General features: G+C 67.3%; 12 protein-coding genes and 2 tRNA genes. 6 read left to right on the top strand and 8 right to left on the bottom strand.

Annotation, left to right across the window (positions count from 1 at the left end; translation table 11 throughout):
• The first annotated feature begins 71 nt into the window (after positions 1 to 71).
• Genes HND55_01100 through HND55_01110 form a run of 3 tightly spaced genes read left to right on the top strand, consistent with a single transcriptional unit; the run spans position 72 to position 3,323 of the window.
• Positions 72 to 1,046, top strand: a complete 975-nt coding sequence (locus HND55_01100) for a homoserine O-succinyltransferase (protein QKK01363.1) — start codon at positions 72 to 74, stop codon at positions 1,044 to 1,046.
• Complete coding sequence (metB, locus tag HND55_01105; GenBank protein ID QKK01364.1) at positions 1,043 to 2,251, top strand: cystathionine gamma-synthase; 1,209 nt, start codon at positions 1,043 to 1,045, stop codon at positions 2,249 to 2,251. The genes HND55_01100 and metB overlap by 4 nt, the downstream gene beginning before the upstream one ends.
• On the top strand, positions 2,238 to 3,323 hold the full coding sequence (locus HND55_01110; GenBank protein ID QKK01365.1) for a homoserine dehydrogenase: 1,086 nt from the start codon (positions 2,238 to 2,240) through the stop codon (positions 3,321 to 3,323). Before metB ends, HND55_01110 begins: the two co-directional genes overlap by 14 nt.
• A gap of 83 nt (positions 3,324 to 3,406) precedes the next feature.
• Here HND55_01110 and HND55_01115 read toward each other — a convergent pair whose 3' ends face one another.
• From HND55_01115 to HND55_01135, 5 genes are all read right to left on the bottom strand, one after another.
• Positions 3,407 to 4,270: a VPLPA-CTERM sorting domain-containing protein gene (locus HND55_01115; protein QKK01366.1), complete on the bottom strand. Its 864-nt coding sequence runs from the start codon at positions 4,268 to 4,270 to the stop codon at positions 3,407 to 3,409.
• Positions 4,271 to 4,441: 171 nt separating this feature from the next.
• A complete protein-coding gene (locus HND55_01120; GenBank protein QKK03941.1) occupies positions 4,442 to 4,660 on the bottom strand; it encodes an EF-hand domain-containing protein in 219 nt (72 codons plus the stop codon).
• A 47-nt stretch (positions 4,661 to 4,707) separates the two neighbouring features.
• Positions 4,708 to 5,349 carry a hypothetical protein gene (locus HND55_01125; protein ID QKK01367.1) on the bottom strand — a complete coding sequence of 214 codons (642 nt, stop codon included), beginning with the start codon at positions 5,347 to 5,349 and terminating at the stop codon, positions 4,708 to 4,710.
• Entirely contained in the window at positions 5,346 to 5,909 is a 564-nt protein-coding gene (locus HND55_01130; GenBank protein QKK01368.1) for a sigma-70 family RNA polymerase sigma factor, read from the bottom strand. The genes HND55_01125 and HND55_01130 overlap by 4 nt, the downstream gene beginning before the upstream one ends.
• 56 nt (positions 5,910 to 5,965) lie before the next feature.
• Positions 5,966 to 7,654 carry a VWA domain-containing protein gene (locus HND55_01135; GenBank protein ID QKK01369.1) on the bottom strand — a complete coding sequence of 563 codons (1,689 nt, stop codon included), beginning with the start codon at positions 7,652 to 7,654 and terminating at the stop codon, positions 5,966 to 5,968.
• A 452-nt stretch (positions 7,655 to 8,106) separates the two neighbouring features.
• Between HND55_01135 and HND55_01140 the strand changes: the two genes are divergently transcribed.
• The 3 genes from HND55_01140 (at position 8,107) to HND55_01150 (ending at position 11,361) form a co-directional block, all read left to right on the top strand.
• On the top strand, positions 8,107 to 8,859 hold the full coding sequence (locus HND55_01140) for a protein-L-isoaspartate(D-aspartate) O-methyltransferase (protein ID QKK01370.1): 753 nt from the start codon (positions 8,107 to 8,109) through the stop codon (positions 8,857 to 8,859).
• Positions 8,860 to 8,926: 67 nt separating this feature from the next.
• Positions 8,927 to 11,278, top strand: coding sequence for a hypothetical protein (locus HND55_01145; GenBank protein QKK01371.1), 2,352 nt, complete (start codon positions 8,927 to 8,929; stop codon positions 11,276 to 11,278).
• Positions 11,279 to 11,284: 6 nt separating this feature from the next.
• A tRNA-Arg gene (locus tag HND55_01150) sits at positions 11,285 to 11,361 on the top strand.
• Between the two features lie 21 nt (positions 11,362 to 11,382).
• On the opposite strand, the gene HND55_01155 is transcribed toward HND55_01150, so the two are convergent.
• The 3 genes from HND55_01155 to HND55_01165 form a co-directional block, all read right to left on the bottom strand.
• Positions 11,383 to 11,458, bottom strand: a tRNA-Ala gene (locus HND55_01155).
• Between the two features lie 186 nt (positions 11,459 to 11,644).
• The gene (locus tag HND55_01160; protein ID QKK01372.1) at positions 11,645 to 12,076 is read right to left on the bottom strand and encodes an META domain-containing protein; all 432 of its coding nucleotides are present in this window, start codon (positions 12,074 to 12,076) and stop codon (positions 11,645 to 11,647) included.
• 207 nt (positions 12,077 to 12,283) lie between these two features.
• The gene (locus HND55_01165) at positions 12,284 to 14,362 is read right to left on the bottom strand and encodes a S9 family peptidase (protein ID QKK01373.1); all 2,079 of its coding nucleotides are present in this window, start codon (positions 14,360 to 14,362) and stop codon (positions 12,284 to 12,286) included.
• Positions 14,363 to 14,411: the final 49 nt, after the last annotated feature.

The following is a 14,411-nucleotide window of genomic DNA, read 5'->3' on the forward strand; positions in this document are numbered from 1 at the left end:
CCGACCCATCTCTTGCGCGCCGCCGGCTTGATCGAGCCCGTTTATTCGGCTTGACGACGGAGGAAGCCAAGGTGACAACCCAGTGCATTGCGTCGGCCCGGGTGCCGGCTTTTCAGGCCACCGTGCCGCAGTCCGGTCGCCGTGATGGCACGCTGCGACAGACGATCAGCTATGCGGCCGGCCAGCGCCGGCCGGTGACGGTCCGCTACAGTCTTTGGGGGCCGCCGGGCGCGCCGGTTGTGATCGCCCTGGGCGGCATCAGCGCAACCCGGCGCTGCGATCGCTGGTGGCCGGCTGTGTTCGGCAACGGTCTCGATCCAGTCCGATGGCGAATTCTGGGCATGGACTGGCTGGGTCGCTTTTGGCCCGACGGCAGCGCGGTCACAACAATCCAGCAGGCAACGGCCCTGGCCAGCGTTCTCGACCGACTCGGGCTGACCACCGTTCATGGGCTAATTGGCGCGTCTTACGGCGCCATGATCGGGCTGGCCTTTGCGGCCCGATTTCCGGAACGTCTCGAACGGCTGCTGGCGATCAGCGGCGCCCATCGGACGCATCCGATGGCCGTGGCGCGGCGTCTGATCCAGCGTCGCATTGTCGATCTGGGCATCGCGGCCGGGCGTGCGGCGGAGGGCCTCGAGCTTGCCCGCGCCCTGGCGCTGACCACGTATCGACCCGACCGCCTGTTCGCCGAGCAGTTCGGGCACGACGATCCCGGCCAGGTGCTCGAGTCACTGGCCGGCTATTTCCGGCGCCAGGGTCAACGGTTTCAGGCCGGTTTCAGCGCCGCCCGCTATCGCTGCCTGTCCGAATCGCTCGATCGCCACCGGGTCGATCCCGCCGCGGTTCGCTGCAGCGTTGATCTCGTCGCGGCCGACAGCGATGCCCTGGTGCCCCCTGAACAGCTGCGCGCCCTGGCCAATCAACTTGGACCACGCGCCCGCTATCACGAGATTCACTCGCGCTTCGGACATGATGCATTTCTCAAGGAGGATCGGACCATCAATGCCCTGATCGAACACACACTCGGCGGAGACCGCCGATGAATGCCCGCTACGGCCCGGCCACCACCGCGGCGCGTGCCGGAATCGAGTCCGACACGCAGTTCGGCGCCGTGGTGCCGCCGCTTCATCTGAGCACCACCTATTCCTTTGCCGGGTTCGGCCGCAAGCGGGTCCACGACTACAGCCGTTCAGGCAACCCGACCCGCGATCTGCTGGCTGGCGCACTGGCCGAGCTGGAGTGCGGCCGGTCGGCCGTTGTCACGGCCACCGGCATGGCCGCCATCACCACCGTGCTGCAGCTGCTGGTGCCCGGCGACCGGCTGCTGGCGCCGCATGACTGCTACGGTGGCACCTTCCGGCTGCTCGATGCCTGCGCCCGTCGCGGCGCCTTTGTTCTGGAGTGGCTGGATTTCAGCGACAGCCGGGCGCTGGCTGCCGCGCTGGCCAGCCGGCCGCGCATGGTCTGGCTGGAGACCCCGTCCAATCCGCTGCTGCGGGTGACCGACATTCAGGCCGTGGCGGGCCAGGCGCACAAACGTGACGCGCTGGTGGTGGTCGACAACACCTTTCTGTCGCCGGCGCTGCAGCGGCCGTTGACGCTTGGAGCCGACATCGTCGTCCACTCGACGACCAAGTACATCAACGGCCACAGCGATGTCGTCGGTGGCGCGGTGATCGCCGTCGAGCAAAGCGTTGGTGAGCAGCTGGCCTGGTGGGCCAACTGCATTGGCGTGACGGCTTCGGCGTTTGACAGCTGGCTGACCCTGCGCGGTCTGCGCACGCTGTCGGCCCGTCTGGCGGTTCATCAACACAATGCAGCCCGGCTTGTCGCGCTGCTTCAACGCCACCCGGCGGTGGAGCGGGTGCACTACCCGGGCCTGCCTGGTCACCCCGGCCATCTGCTGGCGCGCCGACAGCAGGACGGTTTCGGTGCCATGGTCAGCTTCGAGCTCAAGGGCGGCGAGCCGGCGGTGCGGCGTCTGCTCGAGGGGCTCGAGTGCTTTTCGCTGGCCGAATCCCTGGGCGGGGTGGAAAGCCTGATCGCGCATCCGTCAACCATGACCCACGCCGCCATGCCGGCCGAGGATCGCGCCCGGGCGGGGATCGGCGAGGACCTGCTGCGGCTGTCGGTGGGGCTGGAGGCGGCCAGTGATCTGGTGGCTGACCTGTCGGCCGGCCTCGACCGGGCACTGGCGCTGCCGGGCGGCCGTGCCCCCGGCGTGGAGAAACGACATGTCCGGCGTTGAACGGCTCAGCCGTCGCGGGCGATACGCGCAGGCAGTGCCGGGCACGGCCGTCGGCCTGATCGGATCCGGCAAGGTGGGCAGTCGGGTGCTCTCACGGCTGGCAGACCAGCGCCCGGAGGGGGTGACCGTGGTCGGGCTGGCCAACTCGCGCCGGATGCTGCTGGCCCCGGGTGATCTGGCCGCTCCGGACTGGAAGCCTCGCCTGGCTGCTGCCGGGGCGCGTTCGGACATCGAGCGGCTGGCTGCCCATGTTGGCCGCCAGCCGCACGCCCGCCACGTGATAGTCGATGTCACTGGCTCGCGCGCCGTGGCCGAACGCCATCCCGGCTGGCTGGCTGACGGTTTCGCCATCGTGACCGCCAACAAGTGGGCGGCTTGCGGCCCGGCCGCCAGCTGGGCGCGACTGGACTGCAGCGCCTATTTCGACGCCACGACCGTCGGTGCCGGACTCCCGATTCTCGACGCCCTGCGCGCCCTGCGTCGTGCCGGTGACCGGGTCGAGCGCATCGATGGCGTCCTGTCGGGCACTCTGAGCGCGCTGCTCGCCGAGGTTGCCAACGGTCGCTCGTTCGCCGACAGCCTGCTGCGAGCGCACCGCGACGGGCTGACCGAGCCTGATCCCCGCCTGGATCTCGGCGGCATGGACGTTGCCCGCAAGCTGGTCATCGCGGCCCGGGCCGGCGGACTGGCGCTCGAGCTCGATGAGGTGGAGGTTCAGGCGTGGCTCGATCCGGATCTGGCCGGACTGCCGTTGCCGGCATTCCTCGCGGCGCACAGGCGCATCGATGATGCCTGGTCAGGCGCGGTCGCGGCAGCCCCCGGTCAGGGCGAGATGCTCTGCCATGTCGGCGAAGTGGCCCGCACGGTTGATGGCGCAGCGCGTGCCCGCGTTGGACTGCGGCGCGTGAGCAGGCTTCATCCGTTTGCGGCTATCGGTGCCGGCGAGAACATCGTTGCCATCCACAGTGCCGGCTATGCGCCGAAGCCGATCTGGATTCGCGGTCCCGGTGCCGGAGCCGGCGTGACGGCGCTGCAGATCTGTGCCGGGCTGGCTGCGACCGCTCGGCAGTGACCGTAACCCGCCCGTCCAGCGGCCGGAAAAGACAGCGGGCGTCCGGCTTGCCGGACGCCCGCACAGGCTTGCTCAGCAGTTTCCTAGCTGAAGCGACGAACGACCAGGGTGCCTGCTGTGATCAGGGCCAGCACCAGCAGCAGCCAGGTCAGCAATGAACCGGCCGGGACCGGAATCGGGTCGAAGGGCTCGGGGCCGCCGATCGCGCCGCCGCGCGACTGGAAAATGTATCGCCCGTCGATATTGCTGTTGAGGCGATTGGAGACCAGTGCGTCGGGGCCACCGTCGAGGAAGGCGCCGTTGACCGCTGAACCGGGCAGCTCGAAGAAGGTGTCGGGGTCGCCGGTGCCGTTGGAGTAGCCGACCCGGGCCGAGTCACCGCCCAGCCCATCGGCATCGCCGCCGCTGGCTTCACCGGTCTCCCACTGGATCTGGTCGTAGTTGAAGACGATATCGAATTCGCCGGCGCCGATATCGGAGCGATCGACCAGAATCAGCTGAAAGCTGTTGCGGTTGGTGTGGGCCGCACTGCTGCTGAAGTAATCGACGTTGATCCAGTTGACGCCAAACGCGGGCCGTCCCTCGAAGGTGCCTGGCCCGTAGGTGACCGGGTCGCCGGCATTGCGGGTATCGACGTCGGCGAAGAACGGGGCGATGATTTCCTGCCCGGTCGAGGTCAGGTCGAACGGCGTAAACGTGCTCAGTGCCGCGTCGAAGGTGACATTGCCGTTGTTGTTGACCCACAGTTGATTGCGGGTAACGCCGAAAAAGTTGACGTCGAAGCCGAGCGCGACCGGCCCGGCCGAGCCATCGTCGTTCGGCGGCAGGGTATTGGCATTGAAGCCGGACTCGATGGCCTGGCCGAACGCCGACCCGCCGATCAGGACGCCGACGATGGCAACGGCCGGGATGAAGCGGGCCGCTGCAGTGTTGCGAATTGAGAGCATGTGGTTGTCCCTCCAGTGCGTGTGAACAGAGGCGGTTGTTGTCGTGCGCCCGTCGCGAGCCACGACACCCGACCCCATAACGTAGTGTGCACCCGAATCCTGCCATCTTGCAAGCTGCGCCACATGTCCGGATGACGCATCAGGTCGCCACGATTGTGCCGTCCGACCCGATCAAAGGGCATACTGGATAATCAGCTCCATCAGTTCATCGCGGGTAATCACGCCGTCATGGTTGCTGTCGAACTCGTTGAACACGCGCGCACTGACGCCGACGCCGTGTTCCCCGGTCAGGCAGCGCATCAGCTCGACGAACTCGCCGCGAGAGAGTACGCCGTCGCCGTTCGTATCCACTTCCCGAAACAGGGCGTCAACCAGCTCCTCTCGCTCCATTTGGCACTTCCTGGATAGGGACATGAAGGCGCTGATTGTAGCGAAGTTCAGTCTGCTTCAGCCAGTGCCTCGCGGATGGCGGACGGAATTTCGGCCCCGGGATGGGCTGTCAGCAGCCGCTCGAGTTCGCGCCGCGCCCGTTCGGTCTCGCCGCGCTCGATCAGCGTTTCAATCGTTTGCAGCCAGTCATCGGGTTCCGGCAGTGCGTCGGCCTGTTCTTCCGCCGCGCGCGGCATCCGGGGCGCGATCCGGGATTGTTCGGCTGAGGCGCGGGCAGCGGTCGGTTCGGCGACCTGATCGGTGGCGCCGGCCTCTCGGTGCTCGGAAACCTCGAATCGATCGCTGGCCTGGGGTGCCCGCCGCCGGGGCGCTGGCGGCGAAGGCGAGCCGGCGGGTTCTTCGGTCCGGACCGTTTCGTCGCGATCGGCTTTGTGGAGCGCGGGCGGACCGGATTGCGGCGGCATCTGCCGAACCACCACGCCAATGGCCAGCACCGCCACGCAGGCGGTTGCGACCGCCCCGATCCAGCGAACGGGTGTGCGCTGCTTGTGCCGTCGGGCAGACTCGGCGGCGCGGGCCAGGACCACTCGGTCGATGTCGGCCGGTGGTTCCAGATCGGGCTGTTTGCGGTAGAGCGCGGCGAGGCGCTCGCGTTGGTCCGGCGGCAGCTGGCTCTTGGGATCGTTCATGGTGGCTCCGGCTGAGCGTCCGGCGACAGTCGCTCACGCAGTTTGCGCACGGCATATCGCAGCCGACTCTTGATCGTTTCGTGCCCGACCCCCTGGCGTTCGGCAATATCGGTCAGCGACAGGCCGGCCTCCTGCTGAAGCAGGAATGCCGAACGCTGTTCGACCGGCAGCGACATCAGCGCGTGCCTGAGCGCGGCTGCGCGATCGTGGCGTTCGGCCGCCCGCTCCGGCGTGGCCTGTTCGTCGACCAGCCCGGCGGTGGCGTCGCTGTCGTGCTGGCCCTGGCGTGCCCGCCGGCGCCAGTGGTCGACAACCCGGTTGTGGGCAATCCGGAAGGCGTAACGGCGAAAGCCCTGCTTGCGGCGAAAGCGATCGCGGTGGTCGATGATGGCCGCCCACACCTCCTGATACAGGTCGTCGGCCAGCGTGCGGTCACCGACCGCGTGCACCAGATAGCGGTAGAGCGGCTGACGATAGCGGTCATGGAGCATCTCGAAGGCACGCACATCACCGCCGGCATAGGCCAGCATGAGCTCATCATCGCAGCGCGGGTCGGGCATGAACCGAGCTTAGCGAACCGAACGCCCGAGCGCCAGCGCCCGGGCGCAGATTCCGATCAGGCCCTGTCGGCCGGCGACAGGCTGTCGGCCAGGCGCAGCAGCTGCAGGAACTCCCCGCGGTAGCCGGATGGATCCTCGCCGCGCGAGCGGCTGGCCAGCTCGTGAATGGCCGACAGATCATAGCCTTCCAGATAGCGGCCGCCGCGCAGATACTGTCCGAAGGCCGCAACGGCGGCGGCAAAACCGATGCGATAGCCTGTGTCGTCGCGTTCTTGACGCTCGATGGCCTGCTCGATCAGACGACTGCTGTCGTCGCCGGGACGCTTGTAGCGCAGGCGCAGAAAGCCCAGCTCGCGTGATGAGCCGTCGATTGTCGTGGCGCGCGATCGGGAACCGTAGCGCAAGACGTCCACGCGCTCGCCGCCGGAGCCGGTCAGTGCGATTTCATACAGCGCGGTGACGGTGTGGCCGGCACCGATATCGCCGGCATCGACCGCATCATTGTTGAAGTCCTCGCGTCTGAGCGCCCGGTTCTCGTAGCCGATCAGCCGATACTCCGCGACCACGGCAGGATTGAACTCGAGCTGGATCTTGACGTCGCGGGCGATGGTCATCAGCGTGGCGTGCATTTCCTCAACCAGCACCTTGCGGGCCTCGTTGAGCGTATCGATATAGGCGTGGTTGCCGTCCCCGGCATCGGCCAGCTGTTCCATCAGGTGGTCGTTGTAGTTGCCGGTGCCGAAGCCGAGCGTGGTCAGGGCGATACCGGATTTGCGTTGGCGCTTGACCTGGTCGAGCAGGGCCTCGAAGCTGACCGTGCCGACATTGAAGTCGCCGTCGGTGGCCAGCACGATCCGGTTGATCCCGCCCTCGATGAAACCCTGGCGCGCCTGCGCATAGGCCAGCGCGATTCCGGCACCGCCGTTGGTGCTGCCGCCGGCGCTGAGCCGGTCAATGGCGGCGTTGATGGTTCCGTGGCGGTCGCCGGGTGTCGATTCGAGCACGACCGCGGTGGTGCCGGCATAGACCACCATGGCAACGCGGTCGTGGGCATCGAGCTGGCCGACGAGCAGTTTGAGACCATTTCTCAGCAGACCGAGCTTGTCGGCCGAGTTCATCGAACCGGAGACATCGATCAGGAAGACCAGATTGGCCGGCGGGATGGCTTCGGTGGGGGGGCTTGCGCCGCGAATGCCGATCTGCAGCAGGCGCGTTGCGGGGTTCCAGGGCGTGGGCGCCTGTTCCACGGTCACGCTGAACGGCGCCTGGCCCGCTGCCGGCGCGGGATAGTCGTAGTCGAAGTAATTGATCATCTCCTCGACCCGGACCGCATCGGTCGGCGGCAGCCGGCCCTGGCCCAGCATGCGGCGCACGTTGGCGTAGCTGCCGGTGTCGACATCGATCGAAAACGTCGAAACGGGCCGTTCGGCGACCCGGTGCACCGGGTTGTCGTCGAAGGCATGATAGTTCTCGCGATCGACCACCTGCTGAAGGCGCTGCGGCATCGGCGGCGCTGCGGCATGGCTCCGGGCGGCCTCGCGAACCCGGGCGGTCGGCAGCATCGCGACATCAGCGGCCTCATGCCGGGGTTCGGGCCGGGCCTGCAGGCGGTCGGGCGATTGCCGGGGAGTCGGGTTGTCCGGCTCGATCGCGCTGGGCCGGGAATCCTCTTCACCGCTGTCGGCTGGCTCGTCCAGGCCGGGACCCGTGCTACAGGCCGTCAGCATGATTAACCCGGCAACCATACAAATCGCGTGCAGACGTGCCGTGCATCCCGACAGCAAGGCAGCCAAACGCCGCTGTAGTGGTGGGGCTACAGCAAGTTTCGACAAGGCCGTCTGTCGGGAGGCACAGCCCGGCCTGTCTTTCAATGTCAACAAGTCAGGGGCTCCGGAAATGGCCTCGCTTGGCGTTGTCGCTGTTGCAACGGGGATCATCCTTCCCGGCGAGCGACGCCCTGATTCGAGCCATTCCTGAAGCCCTGAATGCGATCTGTATGATTGCCGGGTTAATGGCAGCGCCTGCAGGATCGGCGCGCGGCCACTGCGATTCATTGCCTGCATCGGTGTTCTCCTTGGGTTGTGTTCTGCCCTGTTCGGAATGTTCAGGACTCGTCAGTAACAACGCCCGGGCCATGGAAAAGGGGTTGATCGTCTGCTAGGGTTGGTGCAGATCGTGCGGCACGGAGCGTTCTGCGATGAATCGAGCCCTGTACCTGATGATCCTGGTTTTCGGCATGGTCCTGGCCCTGAGCGCAGCGGCCGAGGTCCGGCTGTTGCTTGAAGGCGGCGGACAAGCGCCGCAGCAGTTTCCCGAGACGCGCCTGGCCGAGCGGCAGCAGATGGTCGAACAGCAGATTACTGCGCGCGGCGTGTCCGCCGAGGACGTGCTGAACGTCATGCGGGCCGTGCCGCGTCACTGGTTCGTGCCCGAACGGCTGCAGCGTCGCGCCTACGCTGACCACCCGCTGCCGATTGGCCACGGCCAGACGATCTCCCAGCCCTACATCGTGGCCGTCATGACCGAAGAGCTCGGAGTCGGCCGGGGCGACCGCGTACTGGAGGTCGGCACCGGCTCGGGCTATCAGGCAGCAGTGCTGGCGGCCCTGGGTGTCGATGTGGTCAGCATCGAGATCATCGAACCGCTGGCCGAGACCGCCGCCGAGCGACTCGAGCATCGGGGCTTTGGCTCGATTCGTCTGCTGCACGGCGACGGCTACTACGGTGACCCCGAACACGCACCCTACGATGCGATTATCGTGACCGCCGCGGCCGGACATGTGCCGCCGCCGCTGATCGAACAGCTCAAGCCCGGCGGACGCATGGTCATCCCGGTGGGTCGTGCCGGCTGGACGCAGAATCTGCTGCGCGTCGAAAAGACCGGGGACGGCAAGACCCGGACGCGCAATCTCATGGCGGTCTCCTTCGTCCCGCTGACCGGCGATCATTGAACGCATTCTCCGTGGGTCGTCACGGGGTGACACCCGCCTGCAGCGCCGCATGCCGAAACGCCCGATCATGACTGACCCGACCCCGCGTCGTTTCGATCTGGCCGCGCTGGCCGTCGTGTCCGGTTCGGTACTGGCTTTTGAAATTGCCCTGCTCAGGCTGTTCGAGTTCAGCCACTGGCATCACTTCGCCGGGTTGTCGATCGCGCTGGCTCTGCTCGGTCTGGGTGCCGCCGGCACCGTCCTGGCGTTGGTCGGGCAACGCGCGCTCGCCGGGGGCGATTGCTGGTTCGGCGCCGGGATGCTGATTGCCGCGGCAGGGTTTGTGCTGGTGCTGTGGCTCAACTCACGCATCGCGCTGAGACCGCTGCTGGCGGCCTGGGATGGCACCGAGCTGCTGCGTGTGCTGGCCGTGGACCTGGCCGCGTTTCTGCCGTTTTTTGGCGCCGGCCTGGCCATCGGCCAGGTCTTCCCGCGCTGGCGGTCGCACACCGGCCGGCTCTACAGCGTCAATCTGATCGGCTCCGGCCTGGGCGCCGTGACGGCCAGCGCTGCGCTGGCTTTTGTTTCGCCTGAACGGGCGGTGGCCGCACTGGCCCTGCTGCTGGCCGTGGCGGTGCTGCTGCTGGCGTTGGCACGACGCCAGCGCGCGCTGCTGCTGGCGAGCCTGCTGCTGGCGATGCTTGCCGGCCCGCTGGCGTATGCGCCGCCGCCGCCGGCGGTGTCAGATTTCAAGGCCCTGGCCAGGCTGGGCGAACTGCCTGGAATCCGGCTGCTGTCGCTTGAGTTCGGGCTGTCGGGCCGGCTCAGCGAACTGCGCTCACCCAGCCTGCGCATTGCCCCCGGACTGAGCCTGAACTATACCGGTGAAGTGCCGGTGCGTGACGTTGCCGTCATCGGCAGCGACCAGGTCGTGGTGCTGCCCTCGGCGGCTCCGGTTGGCGAGGCGTTCAGGGCCGCCACCCTGGGTGGCCTGGCGTTGCGGCTGCGCCCGACCGGCGCGGTGCTGGCAGTTGGCAGCTCCACCTGGTCGACGCCCCTGCTTGCAACCGGGCGGGAGTTGAGCTGGCTGGAGCCGGATCGGCGCATCACCGAACTTGTGCGTTCGCGCGGAGTCTCTTTCCGGCCGCTGAGCGATGGCTACTATCGTTACCTGCGCACGGCATCGACGCGTTTCGAAGTGATCAGCCTTGATCATGCCTATCGCGGTGGCGATGCAGCCGGCGAGGCGCCGGTTCTGACCCGCGAAGGCATCGCGGCCGCCCTGGCCCGGCTGGCCCCCGGCGGCCTGTTGGCCATACCGATCAAGACCAGTTATCCGCCGCGTGACGGGCCGCGATTGTTCGCGACCGTCGCCGCTGCGCTCGATCGCCAGGGCGCCGAGACTCCGGCGGCGCACGTTGCCGCCCTGCGCGGCTTGCAGTCGCTGCTGGTCGTCGTCGGCGAGCGTCCGCTCGGGCCCGGCGACCTCCGGAAGATCGAGCGTTTTGCTGAACGATGGAGTTTTGATCGGGTCTGGTTGCCCGGCATCCAGGGCGATCAGGTCAACCGTCACCACCAGCTCAATGAACCGCTTTTCTTCCAGGCCGCATCGGCGGTCTTCGGAGAGCGGCCGATGCCGGCGGGAGCCGCCTGGTTCGCGACCGAACCGGCCACGCTCGATCGTCCCTACTTCTGGCACGCGATGCGGTGGAGCAAACTGCCTGACCTGTACGAGCGGCTCGGCCGGCGTGTGGCAAGCCTGCTCGACTGGACGCTGGTGATGTCACTGGCCGCGATGATCGTCGTGAGCCTGCTGGCCGCTGTTCTGATTGTGCTGCCGCTGGGGCGCATGCCACCGCTGCGGCCGCCGCTGCGCGCCCGCTCGCGGCTGGCCGGTTATTTTCTGGCGCTGGGTCTGGGTTTCATGCTGGTCGAGATGGCGGTTTTCCAGCGCAGCGTGCTGTATCTGGAGCGGCCGCTAGTCGCCGCCACGGTCGTGTTTTCGGTTTTCCTTCTGGGCGCAGGGGCAGGTGCGGCCATGCCGCCACGCCGGTCTGCCATCCTCCGGATTTTCGGTGCCTTGGCTTTGGCCGGCGTCCTGGCTGCGGCCGTGCTGTGGCTGGCCACCGACGCGCTGCTGCACTGGCCCGAGGGCGTTCGGATCGCCGCGCTGGTGGCGGCGCTCGCGCCGCTGGCCTGGGCCATGGGGCGGCCGTTTCCCTGGGCGCTTGCCCAGCTCGTCGGTCAGCCGCGCTGGATGCCCTGGGGCTGGGCCATCAACGGCTTTGCGTCGGTGGCCGCTGCCGCGCTGGCGCCGCTGGTGGCGGTGCACGCCGGCCAGCTGGCGACCCTGGCCGCAGGATTTGCTGGCTATGTCGTAGCGGCGGGACTGGCCTTGAGCTGGCGCGGCGATGCCAGGCCCCGTGATCGGTTAGCATGACCGCATGCGCCCGTAGCTCAATTGGATAGAGCACCAGGCTTCGAACCTGGCGGTTGGGGGTTCGAGTCCCTCCGGGCGCGCCAGCCATTCGGTCCCGGGGAGGATGGTGGAGCCGAGGGGAGTCGAACCCCTGACCTCAGCAATGCGAATGCTGCGCTCTCCCAACTGAGCTACGGCCCCACAGGATCAGGCTGGCCGGGCATTTTAACCAATTTCGTGTCCGAAAGTCACCTGGCCCGCCGGCCCCCGTCGGTCTCAAAGGTCGCGTTTGCGTCCCGGTTCGGAGGAAACGTCGGGGCCCGCGTGGCCGCTGATTCGTCGACAGGTCGCAGACGGTGTCAGATTGCAGGCGCAGGCGAGGTCAGTTCAGCGCTCGGCGACGATCGTGTCTTCGCCGCGGAGCAGCAGACGGCCGGCCTGGTCGAATTCGATGCGCCAGGATCCGGCCAGCAGGCGAAGAAAATGCTGCTCCTGTTCCGACAGTGCCGGATCGGCGCAGGCCATTCGGGTGACGGCCGACAGCTGGATCTGCAGCTGATCGCCGGTCAGCTCGAAACTGCCGCTGTAGTTGTTGCAGGTGGCGTTGCCGGTCACCCGGTGATGCTCGCTTCTGAACTGGAGCGTGATTCGGGAGTTCTTCGCAATGGGCTGACCGGCCAGACTCCGAACCTGCCACGGCTGGCCGGTCAGCAATTCCGTCAAGGCGCCGGCCTCGCTGGCTGCCGGTGTTCGTTCGCCATTCGTGCAGGCGATCAGCAGCGCCGATGCGCCCGCGATCAGGGCCAGGGTTCGGTTCATGATCCGCCTGTTGATGACGACCTCGCCTCACTCTACACCAAACCCGGCGCCGTTGACACGCAGGTAGACTCAGTCAGCGGCCCGCGTCGCTTGACAGGCAACCGCCTGCCATCAGCGATCCCGATCAGCCGCGTGAATATGAGGTTTTCGTTATCCAATCGCCCGGGCCAGGATTGCCGACCACGGCGCGGCTGGGGGCGCAGGCTGTCAGTCACCGCCGAGATAAGTGGCCAGCCACACATGCACCTGCTCCCAGAAGTAGCGTGCCTCCTTGCCGTTCATGATCCAGTGATCGGCGTCGTGGAAGACCAGCAGGCGGGACGGCACCTGCATGCGCTGCAGGTAGGTCCAGGCGGCGAGCGTCTGGTTGAGTGGCACCCGGTAGTCCTTCTCCCCAATGGTCAGCATGGTCGGTGTCGAGAAACTGCTGGCGTAGGTCGACGGGCTCTGGTCCGTCCAGACCTCACTTTCCCAGGGCAGGCCATCGTTCATGCGCTCGCGATGGTAGACCACGTCGCTGGTGGCCCACTGACCTTCGAGATCGACCAGGCCGGCGTGGCCGACCAGGACATCGAAGCGGTCGGTGGTTGCCAGCAGCCAGTTGACCAGGTGGCCGCCGTAGCTCGCACCCGTGGCTGCCTGGTGATTCGGATCGATAAAGGCGAAGCGCTCGATGGCGGCGTCGGCGGCCTCGATCAGCTCCTCTCCGGGCGTGGCCAGAGGATCGCCTTCGATATTGCGCGAGAACTCGGCGCCGTAGCCGACCGAGCCGGTGTAGTCGGTCAGTAGCACGACGTAGCCCGGTGCGGCCAGCAGATGCGGGCTCCAGCGCACGTGGTCGGCGTCGAGCGATGAACTGAACGGCCCGCCATGGATGAACAGGACCAGCGGATAGCGTTCATTCTCATCGAAGCCCGGCGGCAGGACCAGCCAGCTATGGATATCCCGACCCTTCCTGGAGGTGAACCAGAAGCTCTTGAACGCCGGCCGGTCCAGACCCTCCAGACGCTCGGCATTGAATGCGCTCAGCGCCGAACGGTTGCCGCTGTCCGGTTCGACCCGAACCACTTCGGCCGGCACCGTCGAGCTTTCCCAGACCGCAAGCAGCGCACCGTCGGCAGCCTTGACCCCCGAATAGACGCCGGCGCTTTCGGCGTCAAGCGGATCGGCCTGCCCACCGCCGGCGGGCAGCGTGAACAGACGCCCGCGGCCATGATCCAGGGCCGTCAGATAGAGCCGTTTCCCGTCGGGGCTGAGGTCGAAATCGCGCACCGAGCGATCGAACTCGCCGGTCAGCACCTGCAGCTCACTGTCGATGCCGCTGTTGCTCCAGCCGATGCGGGCAATCTCCGTGTGGTTGTAGACCCACTCGTTGATCGGCGACAAGGCGCAGTAGAGCCAGTCGCCGGCAGCCGAAAACATCGGCCCCGTGCAGCTCAACGATGCGTCTCCGACCAGGCGCTCGGCTTCGCCGCCCTGCGCGGACACGCGATAGATGTGGCGGCGCACCACCGAGTGGGCGGCCTCATGCAGGTTTTCGGTCGCGGTGAAGACCAGCGCTTTGCCGTCCGGTGTCCAGGCCGCCTCCAGGCCGCCCTCGTAGCCCGGCCCCGAGACCAGCTCGGTGCCGAACAGCAGGTCGGCCGGCTCGGCCCCGGCCTGCGCGGCCTGGACGAACAGTCGCAGCTGTTTCTCGTCGCGCCAGGCGTTCCAGTCACGAACCGGGAAATACTCGTAGCGCGAGACGTTGATGCCGTCTTCCTCTTCCTGCTTGCTGCGCTCGGTGTTGGCCTCGTCGCCGGCGGCATCGGGCCAGACCCGACTCTCGAAAGCGATGCGCTGGCCGTCCGGGCTCCATTTCGGGTTCGACGCGCCGGTTGAGAGGTTCGTGATGCGCTGGGCCTCGCCCGGACCGGTCATGTCCATGACGTAGATCTGGGGCTGGGCGTTTTCGTCCTGGCCGCGCTTGGCGCTGAAGGCGATCGCGCCGCCGTCGGGCCGCCAGTCGACGCCCGATTCGCCTTCGGGCGTGGCGGTGAGCCGGCGCGGCGGCGCAGAACCATCGACGGTAATCAGCCAGAGATCCGAGACTTCTTCGTCCTGCTCGTAGGCCGGCTCGGTCACCGCGACCACGGCCAGGCGGCCATTCGGGCTGACCGCCGGTCCACTCAGCCGCTTCATCAGCCACACGTCCTGGTGGGACACGGGCCGCAGTTGAGCATCCTGGGCCGCCAGCGGCGCGGCGAGCAGCAGGATGCAGACAAGCATCGACAGGTGCCTGATCATGGTCTTCTCCGGGTTTTGACCGGGGCATTGTAGCCACCATGAAGTCAAC

This window comes from Pseudomonadota bacterium, assembly GCA_013285445.1.
Lineage (GTDB): Bacteria > Pseudomonadota > Gammaproteobacteria > Xanthomonadales > Wenzhouxiangellaceae > Wenzhouxiangella.

What these genes read in the sequence shown, in the direction of transcription:
- HND55_01125 (QKK01367.1), bottom strand. Translation starts at nt 5,349, where the DNA reads ATGAACGATCCCAAGAGCCAGCTGCCGCCGGACCAACGCGAGCGCCTC.
- HND55_01120 (QKK03941.1), bottom strand. Translation starts at nt 4,660, where the DNA reads ATGGAGCGAGAGGAGCTGGTTGACGCCCTGTTTCGGGAAGTGGATACG.
- HND55_01135 (QKK01369.1), bottom strand. Translation starts at nt 7,654, where the DNA reads ATGGTTGCCGGGTTAATCATGCTGACGGCCTGTAGCACGGGTCCCGGC.
- metB (QKK01364.1), top strand. Translation starts at nt 1,043, where the DNA reads ATGAATGCCCGCTACGGCCCGGCCACCACCGCGGCGCGTGCCGGAATC.
- HND55_01140 (QKK01370.1), top strand. Translation starts at nt 8,107, where the DNA reads ATGAATCGAGCCCTGTACCTGATGATCCTGGTTTTCGGCATGGTCCTG.
- HND55_01110 (QKK01365.1), top strand. Translation starts at nt 2,238, where the DNA reads ATGTCCGGCGTTGAACGGCTCAGCCGTCGCGGGCGATACGCGCAGGCA.
- HND55_01145 (QKK01371.1), top strand. Translation starts at nt 8,927, where the DNA reads ATGACTGACCCGACCCCGCGTCGTTTCGATCTGGCCGCGCTGGCCGTC.
- HND55_01160 (QKK01372.1), bottom strand. Translation starts at nt 12,076, where the DNA reads ATGAACCGAACCCTGGCCCTGATCGCGGGCGCATCGGCGCTGCTGATC.
- HND55_01115 (QKK01366.1), bottom strand. Translation starts at nt 4,270, where the DNA reads ATGCTCTCAATTCGCAACACTGCAGCGGCCCGCTTCATCCCGGCCGTT.
- HND55_01130 (QKK01368.1), bottom strand. Translation starts at nt 5,909, where the DNA reads ATGCCCGACCCGCGCTGCGATGATGAGCTCATGCTGGCCTATGCCGGC.
- HND55_01165 (QKK01373.1), bottom strand. Translation starts at nt 14,362, where the DNA reads ATGATCAGGCACCTGTCGATGCTTGTCTGCATCCTGCTGCTCGCCGCG.